This window comes from Aquipseudomonas alcaligenes (assembly GCF_003205495.1).
In the GTDB taxonomy this organism is placed as follows: Bacteria; Pseudomonadota; Gammaproteobacteria; order Pseudomonadales; family Pseudomonadaceae; genus Aquipseudomonas; species Aquipseudomonas alcaligenes_B.
Genome location: NZ_QJRX01000006.1, coordinates 278,028 through 290,192, shown reverse-complemented (window position 1 = coordinate 290,192; position 12,165 = coordinate 278,028). Strand labels below are relative to the sequence as shown.

The following is a 12,165-nucleotide window of genomic DNA, read 5'->3' as shown; positions in this document are numbered from 1 at the left end:
AGAGTGAAACCGCGCATGTCTTAACAGTTTGTGACGTCGCTGGTGATGGTCGGCGATGTGTTCGCAGCCGCAGCTTCGGTGTAAGTCACCTGACAATTGGCAAGCGCTACAGCCCCAGTTGCCTGCACGGTGGTAAGGGGCGCTGCAGTGGTGATGGTGTAGTCGGCCGCAACAATTTGTGCGGCCAACAGAATACCTGCAGCGCTCGGGTAACCATTAACCATGGGGATGGCCTGCCCCTCCAGATTCACTGTGGCTGGGGTGTTACCAGCAGCTAGCCAGGCCGAATGGGCGATAGCAGATGCAGAACGAATGGCACCCTCCGCCCCCTCGATAGTAGCGCGACGCGCATTACCACCCAGATCGGCAAAGCGCGGCAGGGCAAAGGCCGCCAGGATGCCCAGAATCACGATGACCATGATCAGTTCGATCAGGGTGAAACCACCTTGCTGCTTTTTCATAGTGCTGCTTCCTGGTTGGATCAATTGAAGGTGTTGGTCACTTCGCCGGTGTTGGCGTTGTAGGTGATGGTGTCGTCGGCGCCATCGGCCTGGTAGGTGAAGGTGCAGGTGGTGCCTGCCGCCGTGGTCACGTAGTCGACGGTGCCGGCAGCGGTGCCCACGGAGGGGGCCGAGCCCTGCAGGACATTGGTGAACACCTCGTTGCAGGTAGCGGCGCTCATGGCCGCGGTGGCAGCAGGCGTGCCAGTGGCATTGACACCGATCGGCCAGCCGTTGGCGTTGACGTCCACGGTGCCGTTGCCGAAGCCGGCCACGTCGATCTGGCAGTTGCCGCCGGTGCAACCATTGCTGCCGCCATTGCGATTCAGCTCGTACTGCGAACGTGCCAGCAGCACGGCCGAGGCCAGGGTACCGGAGGTGCCGCGCAGGGCGGACTCGTGGGCATCCTTGGTGGCATCCATGAAGCGCGGCAGCGCCACCGCGGCGAGGATGCCGAGGATGGCGATCACCACCACCAGTTCGATCAGGGTAAAACCTTTGCTGTTCTTCATTCTTCTTCCTCTGTGACTCAAAACCCTTGCGCGGACAGTTCCGCGGTGGGTACCGCTGCAAGTTCCAGGGCAAAGGCGCCGCGTGCCGATTGTGACGCAGTTGGCATTCCCTCGGGAACCGCCAACAGGCGCCAGGCCTGCACTTCACCCCCCTGCCACGTCCATCCGTCGGCGAACCTCGGCCGGTACAGGACCCAGGCCTGGCGCGGCAGCCAGTACCAGCAGCCGGCCTGCGGTTCGTCGCCTGCGGCCAGTTCGCCGCAGTAGCTGTCTTGCTGCCAGCGCAGCAGGACGAACGGATTCTTGCTCTTCCAGGCCTCGTCCAGCACCCGGTCCTTGGCCAGCTGCTCAGCTGCCAGACCACTGAGGCTGGCGGCCAGGTGCCGGCGGGTGGCGTCCGTGGCCCGCGCCTCGCTGACCTCGGCGATCTTCCAGCCCGGCACCAGCAACAGTGCCAGCAGCATCGCCAGACCCAGCCCCCAGCCCAACAGGCGGGCGCGGCGCACCCAGGCGCCGGCGGCGTAGTCCGGGGTCACGCGCCGCCCTTGGCCACCGAGGCCAGTTCCCACATCGGCAGGAACACACCCAGGGCCAGGATCAGCACCATCACGCCCATGGCCACGATCAGGATCGGCTCGATGGCGTCGGCCAGCTGCTTGAGGTCGTAGTCCACTTCCTGTTCGTAGAAATCCGCCACCTCGACGAACAGGTCATCCAGCGCACCGGTCTCCTCGCCCACCGCCATCATCTGCAGCACCAGCGGGGTGAACAGGCCGCTGGACGAGGCGGTGCGGGTCAGCGCCTCGCCGCGCTCGACCCCCTCGCGCATGCCGAGGATGGCCTGGCCGATGTGGCGGTTGCCGACGCTGGCGCTGTTGATCGACAGGGTCTGCAGCAGCGGCACGCCGGCGCGGTACATCATGGCGAAGGTACGGGTGAAGCGGGCCAGGGCGATGCGCTCGAAGATGCCGCCGACGATCGGCAGGCGCAGCTTGATGCTGTCCCAGCGCAGCGCGCCGGCGTCGCTCTCGATCCACCTGAAGAAGGCGTACAGGCCGCCGGCCGCCAGCGCCAGCAGCAGCCACCAGAAGTCCTGGAAGAACTGCGAGGTGCCGATCAGCACCTGGGTCGGCCAGGGCAGGTCGGCCTTGAACTGCTCGAACACCTTGGCGAAGGCCGGGATCACCAGCAGGTTGATCACCACCAGGGCCACGGCCATGGCCGCCAGGACGAACAGCGGGTAGCGGGTGGCCTGCTTGATGCGCTTGCGCGTCTCGCGCTCCAGTTCCAGGTAGCTGGACAGCTGGCGGAAGGCCTGGTCGAGCTGGCCGGTGTTCTCGCCGACGCTGACCATGCTGATGAACAGGGTGGTGAACACCTTGGGATGGGCATTGAGGGCCACGGCCATGCTCATGCCGCCCTCGAGGTCGGCGCGCACCGCCTGCAGCACCTCGCGGAAGTACAGGTTGCGGTGCGACTCGGCCAGGCCGCCGATGGCGCGGATGATCGGCACCCCGGCCTTGCTCAGGCTGTACATCTGGCGGCAGAAGATGATCAGTTCTTCCAGGTCGACGCGCTTGCGCCGCAGCCTCTCCTGCAGGGCGGCAAGCACGTCCTCGCCGCCCTGCCCGGCCTGTTCCTCGATGGTCAGCGGGGTGATCTGCTGCGCCAGCAGCTCGCTGGCCAGGCTGTCGCGGCTGCTGCTCTGCAGGGTGCCGCTGACCTTGGCGCCCTGGGCATCACGACCGGTGTAGCGGAACTGGCTCATGGGCGGGACTCCCGCAGTTGCGCGGGCACAGCGAAGTCGTCCGGATGCGCTCCGGGAAGCAGGCCGCTCCGGCCCCGGATTGCATCCGGGCTACCAGAGCGCCCTGTCACCGGCCCTCGCCCATTCATGGGAGAGGGGGTGGTGCGAGCGATGCCTGAGCGGCCGCTCACACCAGCACCTCGTCGGTGAGGGTGGCGCAGACCTTGAGCACCTCCTCCACGCTGGTCACCCCGGCCAGGGCGTAGTCCAGTGCGCAGGCGGCCAGCGGACGGTAGCCGGCGCTGGCCTTGGCGGCCTGGGCGAACTCGTGCGGGTCGTTACGGCGCAGGGCGGCGACCATCGCCTCGTCCATCTCCAGCAGCTCGTACACGCCCAGGCGCCCGGCGTAGCCGCTGTTGTGGCACTGGTGGCAGCCGGCACCGAGCTTGAACGAACGCCCCGCCAGCGAAGCGCCGTGCAGGTTCTCCAGCCAGGCCAGCTGCTGCGGCTCGGGCTGGTGCTCCTGCATGCAGTTCTCGCACACCCGGCGCACCAGGCGCTGGGCCAGCACGGCGTTGAGCGAGGTGGCCACCAGGAAGGGCTCGGCGCCCATGTCGACCAGGCGCATGGCCGAGGTCAGGGCGTCGTTGGTGTGCAGGGTGGACAGCACCAGGTGGCCGGTCAGCGCGGCGCGCAGGCCGATCTCGGCAGTCTCCTGATCGCGCATCTCGCCGATCAGCACGATGTCCGGGTCCTGGCGCAGGGCGGCGCGCAGCACGCGGGCGAAGGTCAGGTCGATCTTGGCGTTGACCTGCACCTGGTTGATCCGCGGCAGGCGGTACTCGACCGGGTCCTCCACGGTGATGATCTTCTTCTCCGGGCTGTTCAGCTCGGCCAGCCCGGCGTACAGCGTGGTGGTCTTGCCCGAGCCGGTGGGGCCGGTGACCAGCACCATGCCGTAGGGGCGCTGCAGCAGGCGGCGGAAACGCGCCAGCATGTCCGGCGGCATGCCGCCGGCGTCCAGGCTGGCGATGCCGGCGCTCTGGTCGAGCAGACGCATCACCACCGACTCGCCGAACTGCACCGGCATGGTCGACACGCGCACGTCGATGTTGCGGTTCTTCACCCGGATGTTGAAGCGGCCGTCCTGCGGCAGGCGCTTCTCGGAGATATCCAGGCCGGACATGATCTTCAGGCGCATGACCAGCGCCGAGGCGATGCGCTGCTCCTTCATCACCTGCTCGTTGAGCACGCCGTCGATGCGCTGGCGGATGCGCACCACGCCCTCGTCCGGCTCGATGTGGATGTCCGAGGCCTTCATCTGCACGGCGTCCTCGAACAGGGTCTGCAGCAGGCGCACCACCGGGGCGTCGCTGACGTTGTCGGCGCCGAGCTTGGCCAGGTCGAAGTCGCTGTCCTGCAGCTCGCCTTCCAGCTCGCCGGCGATCGAGGCGATCTCGCTGGTGCGTCGGTAGACCAGGTCGAGGGTGGCCAGCAGCTCGGCCTCGCGCACCACCGCCGGCTGCACGCGGGTCTTGAGGATGCGCTCCATCTCGTCGAGGGCGAACAGGTCGAGCGGGTCGGACATGCCGACCAGCAGGCCGCCGCCCTCGCGCGACAGGACGATGGCGCGGAAGCGCCGGGCCATGGCCTCGGGCAGGCTCTGCACCAGCTGCTGGTCGAACTTGAAGTGCTTGAGCTCGATGAAGGGGATCTTCAGCTGCTCGGACAGCGCGGTGAGCAGCTTGACCTCGGCGACGAAGCCCAGGTCGACCACGGTGCGGCCGAGCTTGGATCCGGTGCGCTTCTGCTCCTGCAGGGCCAGCTGCAGCTGCGCCTCGCTGATCAGCCCGGCCTGGATCAGCAGGTCGCCGAGACGCAGCTTGCGCTGGCGGACGTCATCGCTCATCGGGTACCTCCGAGGGCCGCGGCGCGTTCGCTGGCGAACTGCCGCGCGCTGTCATCCAGGCCCAGCCCCTTGAGGGCCAGGGCGTAGTGTCGGCCGGCCGCCGCCGGCTGGTCGAGCTGTTCCAGGGCGATGGCCAGGCCCAGCTGCCAGGTGGACTGGCTGGGACGCAGGGCGACCATCTGCCGGTACAGCGCGGCGCTCTCCTGCCACTGCCCGGTCTGCTGGTAACTGGCGGCCAGCAGGGCGTGATAGGTCGGCTCCTGCGCCAGGGCCGGGGCATTCTGCTCCAGGGTCGCCACGGCACCTTGGGTGTCGCCGCTTTGCAGTTGGGCACGCGCCAGCAACAGGCGCAGCTCGCTGTCATGCGGCATCTGCGCCAGCTGCGCCGGCAGCCAGCCGAGCAGGCGCTGCTGCTGGCCGTCGGCCAGGTAGGCGCGGGCCAGCCAGCGCAGCACCTCGGGGTCGCGCCCGCGGCTCTTCTGCAGCTCCTCCAGCTCGCCGATGGCACGCCGGTAGTCGCCGGCCTGCAGCGCCTGGCGCGCACGCGCCAGGCCATCGGGGCGATAGGGCGCAATGCTGACCTGCGGCGGGCCACTGGGCGCCGGTTCGGCCGGCGCGGGCTGCGGCACGCTCGGCACGGCCGCGGCGGCCGGCAGCGGCGCACTAGCCCAGGCCGGCAGGGGCGGCTCGGCGGCGACCGCGGGCGCGGCGACCGGCAGCTGCGCCAGCTCCAGCGGCTCCTCTGCCGGTGCTTCGGGCTCGCCCAGCGGCACCTCGATCCACAGCAGCCAGCGGTCGCCAGCCGGCTCCAGGCGGTCGCTGACCTGCAGGCCCTCGCCGAGGCCGACCAGCAGTACCTGCACATCCGCGCCCTGGGGCTCGACGCGCCAGGACAGGCTGCGCCCATTGCGCTGCACGCGGCCGGACTGCGCCTCGCCGGCCAGCTGCACGCCGGCCAGGCGCAGGCTCACCGCGCCGCTCTCCTCGGTGCGCTGGTAGGGCACCGAGCGCTCCAGCAGCAGTTGCAGCACCAGGCCGCGGGCATCGTGCTGCGGCAGCACTTCGAGCAGGCGCGGGGCGGCCACAACGGGCGCGGCGGGCGCCTCGGCCTCGCGCTTAGGCATGACCCCGCCCCAGGGAATCTGGCCATTGACCACGCGCCCGATCATCAGGCCGATCAGCACGGCCAGCAGCATCACCGCCATGAACCAGATCGAGCCCCGGCGCAGCCGTTCGATGCGCTCGCGGCGCGCGGCGCCGGCCTCGTCCACCGCCTGCAGGCCCTCCAGGGCCAGGCGTTCGGTCGGCGCGGCGCGGCGCTCCTCGAGGTCGCGCAGCATGTCGTTGACCAGGCTCATGGCAGCAGCTCCCGCCACTGGCCGAGCCAGGGCCAGGCGCCGATCACCAGCAGCAGCGACAGGCTGGCCGCCGCCAGGCCCCAGCCGAGCCAGGCCGGCTGCCGCGCCAGGAAGGGCTGGGCGCCTTCGGTATCCAGCTGGGCGCGGCGCACGTGTGCGACGCCGACCTGGCGACGGCCCTCGCCGAAGGCGGCCATCAGCGCCTTGTGCGCGAGGATGTTGATCAGCCGTGGGATGCCGCCGCTGCCACGCACCAGGTGGCGGATGGCACGCGCGGCGAACAGCGGCTCGCCGCGGTAGCCGGCCACCGCCAGGCGCTCATTGAGGTAGCGGGTGCAGTCCTTCACGTCGAGCGGGCGCAATTGATAGGAGAAGGTGATGCGCTGGCGCAGCTGGCGGAACTCGTCGCGGGCCAGGGTGGCGTCCAGTTCCGGCTGGCCGAACAGCACCACCTGCAGCAGCTTGGCCTGCTCGGTCTCCAGGTTGGTGAGCAGGCGCAGGGCCTCCAGGGTAGCGGTCGGCAGGGCCTGCGCCTCATCGATCAGCAGCACGGTGCTGCGGCCTTCGGCGGCCAGCTGGATCAGCCGGCAATGTAGGGCATCGAGCACGCCCTGGGCATCCAGCTCGTCGAGGCTCTCGACCAGCAGCTCGCGGGCCAGGGCCTGGCGCAGGCCGACCGGGCTCATCCCCGGGTTGGGCAGGTAGGCCAGCTGGTAGCGCTCGCTGGGCAGGCTGTTGAGCAGGGCGCGACACAGCAGGGTCTTGCCGGTGCCAACCTCGCCGGTGACCTTGATGAAACCCTCGCCTTCGCCCAAGGCCACGCGCAGCAGGTTGAGGCAGGCCTGATAGGGCGCCAGCTGCACCAGGAAGCCGGTGTTGGGGGTCAGCGCGAAAGGCTTCTCGCGCAGGCCGAAGAAGGCTTCGTACATGCCTTACCTCAGCTCCTTGAAGCTTTCCGCGCTGCGCCGGATCTCGTCCAGCCAGACCTCGTCGCTGACCACCTGCGGGCGCATGAGGATGACCAGCTCGCTCTTCTGCAGGGCCTTGCGCTGCTGCTTGAACAGGTTGCCAACCAGCGGCAGGGTGCTGGCCCAGGGCACCTCGGCGTCGGTGTTCTCGTTAGTGTTCTGCAGCAGGCCGCCGATCACCACCACCTGGCCGCTGCGCGCGCGCACGATGGAGTCGGACTGGCGCGAGGTGGACAGGGCCAGAGGCAGGTTGAACACGTTGTCCTCGCCGAGGACGATGGTCTTGTTCTGGTCCTCGACCCGGCTCACGGTCGGCCGCACGTGCAGGGTGACCACGTCGTTCTGGTCGATCTGCGGGGTCACGTCCAGCGAGATGCCGGAGAAGAACGGCGTCAGGGTGATGTCCTGGGTCGGCTCGGTGACGCCGGCGGCGGTGGTGGTCGTGCTGCTGGACGACACCTCGGTGACGAAGAACTCGTCGGAGCCGACCTTGATCACCGCCTTCTGGTTGTTCAGGGTGGAGATGCGCGGGCTGGACAGCACGCGCACCTCGCCCTGGGTCTGCAGCAGCTGGATCAGCCCGGTGAAGTCGCCGAGGGTGACGATGCCGCTGAACACCCCGCCGATGTCGGTGGGGCCGCTGAGGGCCTCGCCCTCGAGAATCGCGCCGCCGTCGCCGCCCAGCTGCTCCCAGCTGATGCCGGCCTGGAAGCCGTCGTTGAGCTGCACTTCGAGGATCTTGGTCTCCAGGATCACCTGGCGCTGCAGGTTGCGCTGGGCCTGTTCGAGGAAGCGCGCGACGTTCTCCTGGTCGGCGCTGCTGGCGCGCACCACCAGCAGGCTGGCCTGCGGGTTGACCACCACGCTGTTGCCTTCCTCGCCACCGACTATGGCCTGCACCACGGCCTGTACCTCGCGCCAGAAGTCGACGTTGCTGGTGGTGATCACCTTGCTGGCGTTGAGGGTGGTCACCGAGCTGTCGCTGCTGGAGGTGCCGTTGCTGTCCGAGCTGCTGTTGCTCTGGCTGCTCTCCACCTGGCCGGAACTGACCCGGGTGTCGGACTCGCCGAGGCGCTGCAGGTTGAGGTAGTTGAGGTCGTAGCTACGCGTGACCACCTTGTTCGGCAGGATCTGGTAGCCGTAGCTGGTGCGGCGGAAGTCATAGCCGTAGCTGTCGCGCACGGCCGCCAGGACTTCCTCCAGGGTCACCCGGCGCAGGCTGAAGGTGATGTTGCCGGTCACTTCCGGGTGCACCACCAGGTTCTGCCCGGCACTCTCCATCAGGCTGAGGAAGAAGTCGCGCGCCGGCATGTCCTTGGCCGCCACGTCGAAGCGCGGCCCGCCGGCGAAACTGGCGCTGCTGGTCAGCGGCGGAATCAGCGCGGCCTGCACGGCGGGCGGCGGGGTGACCTTGCCCTGGGCCTGCTGCAGGCTCTCGTCGAGCAACTTGCCGCTCTGCTCGTAGAGCTGCTGGTCACCGTCGATGAAGGTCTGGCAGGCGCTGAGCAGGCAGGCCAGGCCCAGCAGGAGGCCGCGTTGGGGCAGTGTCGGAGTCATGGGCATCATCGGCTCGGCTTCGCAACGGGTTCGACCAGGCGCAGCAGTTCCTGCCTGCCCTGGCGTTCGATCAGTACGGAATGGGGGTGGATGGCCAGTACGCGCAGGCCGGCGTGCTGCTCGCCGACGCGCAGGCTCTGGCCGTCGATCACCGCGCGGCTGCCCTGGGCGCCGCGCAGGATGGCCTGCAGGCTGAGCGCCGCCGGCGCGCCGGCATCGGCGCCGGCCGGCTGCAGGTCGGCCGGCGGCTGGGTCGGATCGACCGCCGCCTGCGCCACGCCAAGGGTCAGCCACAGGCTGAGGAGCACGCTTCTAGACACCGACCCATCCCGCCTCGCGGCTCAAGGTGAAGAGTTTCAGGCTGATCTGCGCGCGCCCCGGGCCGGCTTCGCCGACGCGGTAGTCGAGGCTGTCCCAGTTCAGCTTCCAGCCGCTGGCCTGCACGGCCTGCAGGTACTGCAGCAGGTCGAAGTAGCCACCCTCCAGCTGCAGCACCAGGCCGTGGCGGTAGAGCACGGCAACCGGCGCGGCGGCCGCGCTGGCGTCTGGCGGCGCGGCGGCATCGTCCTGCGCCAGCTGCACCGGCTCGCTGAAGCTCTGCATGCCCACCAGGCTGAGGCCCTGCTGCGCACGCAGCAGGCTCTGCAGCACGGCCTTCATCTTGGCCGGGGTGACCAGCTCGGCGGTGCCGCTGTCGATCTGCCGCAGCAGTTCCTCGCGGCTCGCCGAGGCCGCCAGCAGGGCGCTGCGGTAGGGAATGTTGGGGTCGACGGCGAGCCGGGCCTGCAGCTCGGCCAGGCCGGCGGCGGCCTCGGCGCCACGGCCTTCGGCCAGCTTGATCGCCGCCTGCTGGCGCGCCAGCTTGGCGCTCAGCGGGTCACCGAGCAGCAGCAGGTAGAGCATGCCGAGCAGCACCAGGCCCACCGCGTAGGTCAGCCACTGCTCGCGCGGGGCCATGCCCTGCCAGCGTTGCAGCCAGTTATTCATCGGCCTTCTCCTGCGCGGCGGGACGTGACGACAGGTCGAAATCCAGCAGGCGGTCGGCGCCGCGCTGCACATCCAGGCGGGCGAACTCGCGACCCTTGAACACCGGACTGCGGCCCAGAGCCTCGAGGTACTGCGGCAGCAGCTCCTGGTTCTGGCTGCGCCCCTGCAGGCGCAGCTGGGTGCCGCCCTCGGCCAGGTGGATGCCGTTCAGCCACAGGCGCCCCTGCGGATGATGCTCGGCCAGGGCCTGCAGCGGCGCGACGAAACCGGCGTTCTGCTGCTGCGAGAGCAGCTGCAGGTAGGCGATCAGGCGCTGCAGCTGGCGGTTGTCCGCCTCGCGCGCGGCCAGTTCGGCGGGCAGGCGGCTGTCCAGCTGCGGCTCGACGAACGCGGTCTTGGCCGCGCCCAGGCGGGTTTCCTGCTCCACCGCAGCCGCCTCGGCGCGGGCCAGGCGCTGCCCGGCCTGGTGCAGCTGCCAGCCCTGCCAGGCAGCATGCAGCAAGCACAGCGCGACCAGCACGGCGACGCCGAGCAGCATCTGCGCCTTCTGCGGGCCGGCGCGGCGCGCGCGCTCGACCTGATAGAGGTTGAGGTTCTGCATCAGGGCGCCTCCTGGCGCAGGGCGGCGCCGACGGCGGCCATGCAGTAGGCCTGCTCGGCCTCGCCCAGCTCGGCGGCGGCCTGGCCGGGGAACAGCTGGCGCAGGTCCAGCGCCTGCAGCTTGACCGCCAGCCCGGCGGACAACGCCTGCAGCGCCGCGGCACCGTCGCGCTTGGCCGGCAGCAGCAGCAGGCGGTTGATGTAGCCCTTGCCCAGCTGGCTCTCGAAGTAGTCCAGCGAGCGCTGGATCTCCAGGGTCACCGCGCCGTAGTCGCCGCTGGCATGCTCCAGCCCCTGCTCGATGCGCCGCGCCATGTACAGGTCGGCGCCATTCTGCACGCTGATCAGCCCCTCGCTGGAACGCAGGCGCAGCAGGGCGAGGTTCATGCCGTCGGCGCCGGCCAGCAGGCCGAGGTTACGGAAGGCCATCTCGGTGACGTCGATGCTCTGCAGGTGCAGCCCGGCCTGGTTGACCAGGTCGCCCCAGGCCTGCATGCGCGCCTTGCCCAGCACGGCGCAGTAGGCCATGCGCGAGCGCCCGCGGTAGGCGTCCTCGGGCAGGCAGAAGGCGTCCACCACCACCTGTTCCAGGGGCTCGGCGATCAGGTCCTTGACCCGCCAGCGCATGGCGTCGCGCAGCTCCTCGGCGGGCACCTCGGGGGCATCGAGCAGGAGCATCTGGTAGGTGGCGGGGTGCAGCACCAGGTTGACCGCCATGTCGGCCAGGCCGAGCTCGGCCACCAGCGCCTTGAGCAGCGCCGGCTGCTCGGCGGGAGCGGCGGCGCGAAACAGGCAGTCGAGCAGGCGCGGGGCCTCACCGGGCACGCGCTGGACCCGCGCCAGGGCGATGCCCTCGGGGCCGGTCTCGATGCCCAACAGTCCTGCCGCTGTCTTTCTTCTTCTGGCGAACCACACCAACTGCGCTTTCCCCCGCTGCCGGCCTTCCCGCTACATGGGCGGGGCGTGCTCGGTGCATTGTAGAATGGCGGCCACCGATCCTGCCTGAGCCCGATCAATGTTCCATGTCGTCCTGTTCCAGCCGGAGATTCCCCCGAACACCGGCAACATCATCCGCCTCTGTGCCAACACCGGCTGCCAGCTGCACCTGATCGAACCACTGGGTTTCGAACTGGATGACAAGCGCCTGCGCCGTGCCGGCCTGGACTACCACGAATACGCGACATTAAAACGCCACTACTCTCTGGACGACTGTATCACGGAAATCCGCCCCGACAGAATATTGGCATTCACCACCAAGGCTAGTCACAGCTACGCGCAGATGGAATACCGCGCCGGCGACATGCTGCTGTTCGGCCCGGAGAGCCGTGGCCTGCCGGCCGAGGTACTGGCGCAATTCCCCGACGAGCAGCGCCTGCGCATGCCGATGCGCCCGCAGTGCCGCAGCCTGAACCTGTCCAACGCGGTGGCCGTGGTGGTCTACGAGGCCTGGCGGCAGCTGGATTTCGCCGGCTCCTGAAATGCAAAAAGCCGCCCGCGGGCGGCTTTTTTCTGCGCCGGCGCGATCAGGCCTGGGCGGCCTGCTGCTGGCGCTGCAGTTCCTGGGCGTAGAGGGCGTCGAAGTTCACCGGCGACAGCATCAGCGCCGGGAAGGAACCACGGATCACCAGGCTGTCCAGCGCCTCGCGGGCGTAGGGGAACAGGATGTTCGGGCAGAAGGCGCCGAGGGTGTGGCTCATGGAGGCGGCGTCCAGACCCTTGATCAGGAAGATGCCGGCCTGCTGCACTTCGGCGATGAAGGCGATCTCCTCGCCGGTTTTCACGGTGACCGAGAGGGTCAGCACCACTTCGTGGAAGTCGCCGTCCAGGGTCTTCTGCTTGGTGTTGAGGTCCAGCGCGACGCTCGGCGCCCACTCCTGGCGGAAGATTTCCGGGCTCTTCGGCGCCTCGAAGGACAGGTCCTTGACGTAGATGCGCTGCAGGGAGAATTGCGGCCCTTCGTTGTTCTGGGCGGCGCCGTTGTTCGCTTGTTCGGTCATGACGGTTCTTCTTGTTTACGGGTTTCTGAA

At 69.1% G+C, this 12,165-nt stretch carries 14 protein-coding genes; 1 reads left to right on the top strand and 13 read right to left on the bottom strand.

Annotated features, from left to right (window positions below; translation table 11 throughout):
* Positions 1–20: 20 nt before the first annotated feature.
* From DMO17_RS13380 to DMO17_RS13325, 12 genes are all read right to left on the bottom strand, one after another.
* Positions 21–461: a type II secretion system protein gene (locus DMO17_RS13380; protein WP_110682975.1), complete on the bottom strand. Its 441-nt coding sequence runs from the start codon at positions 459–461 to the stop codon at positions 21–23.
* A 20-nt stretch (positions 462–481) separates the two neighbouring features.
* Positions 482–1,012 carry a type II secretion system protein gene (locus tag DMO17_RS13375; protein ID WP_110682974.1) on the bottom strand — a complete coding sequence of 177 codons (531 nt, stop codon included), beginning with the start codon at positions 1,010–1,012 and terminating at the stop codon, positions 482–484.
* Positions 1,013–1,029: 17 nt separating this feature from the next.
* Positions 1,030–1,548, bottom strand: a complete 519-nt coding sequence (locus tag DMO17_RS13370) for a hypothetical protein (protein ID WP_110682973.1) — start codon at positions 1,546–1,548, stop codon at positions 1,030–1,032.
* Positions 1,545–2,780 carry a type II secretion system F family protein gene (locus tag DMO17_RS13365; protein WP_110682972.1) on the bottom strand — a complete coding sequence of 412 codons (1,236 nt, stop codon included), beginning with the start codon at positions 2,778–2,780 and terminating at the stop codon, positions 1,545–1,547. The genes DMO17_RS13370 and DMO17_RS13365 overlap by 4 nt, the downstream gene beginning before the upstream one ends.
* A gap of 166 nt (positions 2,781–2,946) precedes the next feature.
* Positions 2,947–4,668: a GspE/PulE family protein gene (locus tag DMO17_RS13360; RefSeq protein WP_110682971.1), complete on the bottom strand. Its 1,722-nt coding sequence runs from the start codon at positions 4,666–4,668 to the stop codon at positions 2,947–2,949.
* On the bottom strand, positions 4,665–6,026 hold the full coding sequence (locus DMO17_RS13355) for a tetratricopeptide repeat protein (protein ID WP_110682970.1): 1,362 nt from the start codon (positions 6,024–6,026) through the stop codon (positions 4,665–4,667). The genes DMO17_RS13360 and DMO17_RS13355 overlap by 4 nt, the downstream gene beginning before the upstream one ends.
* Positions 6,023–6,955, bottom strand: a complete 933-nt coding sequence (locus DMO17_RS13350) for an ExeA family protein (RefSeq protein ID WP_110682969.1) — start codon at positions 6,953–6,955, stop codon at positions 6,023–6,025. Before DMO17_RS13350 ends, DMO17_RS13355 begins: the two co-directional genes overlap by 4 nt.
* Before the next feature lie 3 nt (positions 6,956–6,958).
* On the bottom strand, positions 6,959–8,551 hold the full coding sequence (locus DMO17_RS13345) for a pilus (MSHA type) biogenesis protein MshL (protein ID WP_110683038.1): 1,593 nt from the start codon (positions 8,549–8,551) through the stop codon (positions 6,959–6,961).
* Between the two features lie 5 nt (positions 8,552–8,556).
* On the bottom strand, positions 8,557–8,859 hold the full coding sequence (locus DMO17_RS13340; RefSeq protein WP_258371541.1) for a Type II secretory pathway component: 303 nt from the start codon (positions 8,857–8,859) through the stop codon (positions 8,557–8,559).
* A 4-nt stretch (positions 8,860–8,863) separates the two neighbouring features.
* Complete coding sequence (gspM, locus tag DMO17_RS13335) at positions 8,864–9,538, bottom strand: type II secretion system protein GspM (RefSeq protein ID WP_110682968.1); 675 nt, start codon at positions 9,536–9,538, stop codon at positions 8,864–8,866.
* Complete coding sequence (locus DMO17_RS13330; protein ID WP_110682967.1) at positions 9,531–10,139, bottom strand: PilN domain-containing protein; 609 nt, start codon at positions 10,137–10,139, stop codon at positions 9,531–9,533. The genes gspM and DMO17_RS13330 overlap by 8 nt, the downstream gene beginning before the upstream one ends.
* Positions 10,139–11,014 (bottom strand): type IV pilus biogenesis protein PilM, encoded by an 876-nt coding sequence (locus tag DMO17_RS13325; protein WP_258371540.1) that lies wholly within the window; start codon positions 11,012–11,014, stop codon positions 10,139–10,141. The genes DMO17_RS13330 and DMO17_RS13325 overlap by 1 nt, the downstream gene beginning before the upstream one ends.
* 139 nt (positions 11,015–11,153) lie before the next feature.
* Between DMO17_RS13325 and trmL the strand changes: the two genes are divergently transcribed.
* Positions 11,154–11,615, top strand: coding sequence for a tRNA (uridine(34)/cytosine(34)/5-carboxymethylaminomethyluridine(34)-2'-O)-methyltransferase TrmL (trmL, locus tag DMO17_RS13320; protein ID WP_110682965.1), 462 nt, complete (start codon positions 11,154–11,156; stop codon positions 11,613–11,615).
* A 46-nt stretch (positions 11,616–11,661) separates the two neighbouring features.
* Here trmL and secB read toward each other — a convergent pair whose 3' ends face one another.
* On the bottom strand, positions 11,662–12,135 hold the full coding sequence (gene secB, locus DMO17_RS13315; protein ID WP_110682964.1) for a protein-export chaperone SecB: 474 nt from the start codon (positions 12,133–12,135) through the stop codon (positions 11,662–11,664).
* Positions 12,136–12,165: the final 30 nt, after the last annotated feature.

Bases quoted from the DNA above. Each gene is read 5' to 3' on its own strand.
- DMO17_RS13380 (WP_110682975.1), bottom strand. From the start codon at position 461: ATGAAAAAGCAGCAAGGTGGTTTCACCCTGATCGAACTGATCATGGTC.
- DMO17_RS13375 (WP_110682974.1), bottom strand. From the start codon at position 1,012: ATGAAGAACAGCAAAGGTTTTACCCTGATCGAACTGGTGGTGGTGATC.
- DMO17_RS13365 (WP_110682972.1), bottom strand. From the start codon at position 2,780: ATGAGCCAGTTCCGCTACACCGGTCGTGATGCCCAGGGCGCCAAGGTC.
- DMO17_RS13360 (WP_110682971.1), bottom strand. From the start codon at position 4,668: ATGAGCGATGACGTCCGCCAGCGCAAGCTGCGTCTCGGCGACCTGCTG.
- DMO17_RS13355 (WP_110682970.1), bottom strand. From the start codon at position 6,026: ATGAGCCTGGTCAACGACATGCTGCGCGACCTCGAGGAGCGCCGCGCC.
- DMO17_RS13350 (WP_110682969.1), bottom strand. From the start codon at position 6,955: ATGTACGAAGCCTTCTTCGGCCTGCGCGAGAAGCCTTTCGCGCTGACC.
- DMO17_RS13345 (WP_110683038.1), bottom strand. From the start codon at position 8,551: ATGACTCCGACACTGCCCCAACGCGGCCTCCTGCTGGGCCTGGCCTGC.
- gspM (WP_110682968.1), bottom strand. From the start codon at position 9,538: ATGAATAACTGGCTGCAACGCTGGCAGGGCATGGCCCCGCGCGAGCAG.
- DMO17_RS13330 (WP_110682967.1), bottom strand. From the start codon at position 10,139: ATGCAGAACCTCAACCTCTATCAGGTCGAGCGCGCGCGCCGCGCCGGC.
- trmL (WP_110682965.1), top strand. From the start codon at position 11,154: ATGTTCCATGTCGTCCTGTTCCAGCCGGAGATTCCCCCGAACACCGGC.
- secB (WP_110682964.1), bottom strand. From the start codon at position 12,135: ATGACCGAACAAGCGAACAACGGCGCCGCCCAGAACAACGAAGGGCCG.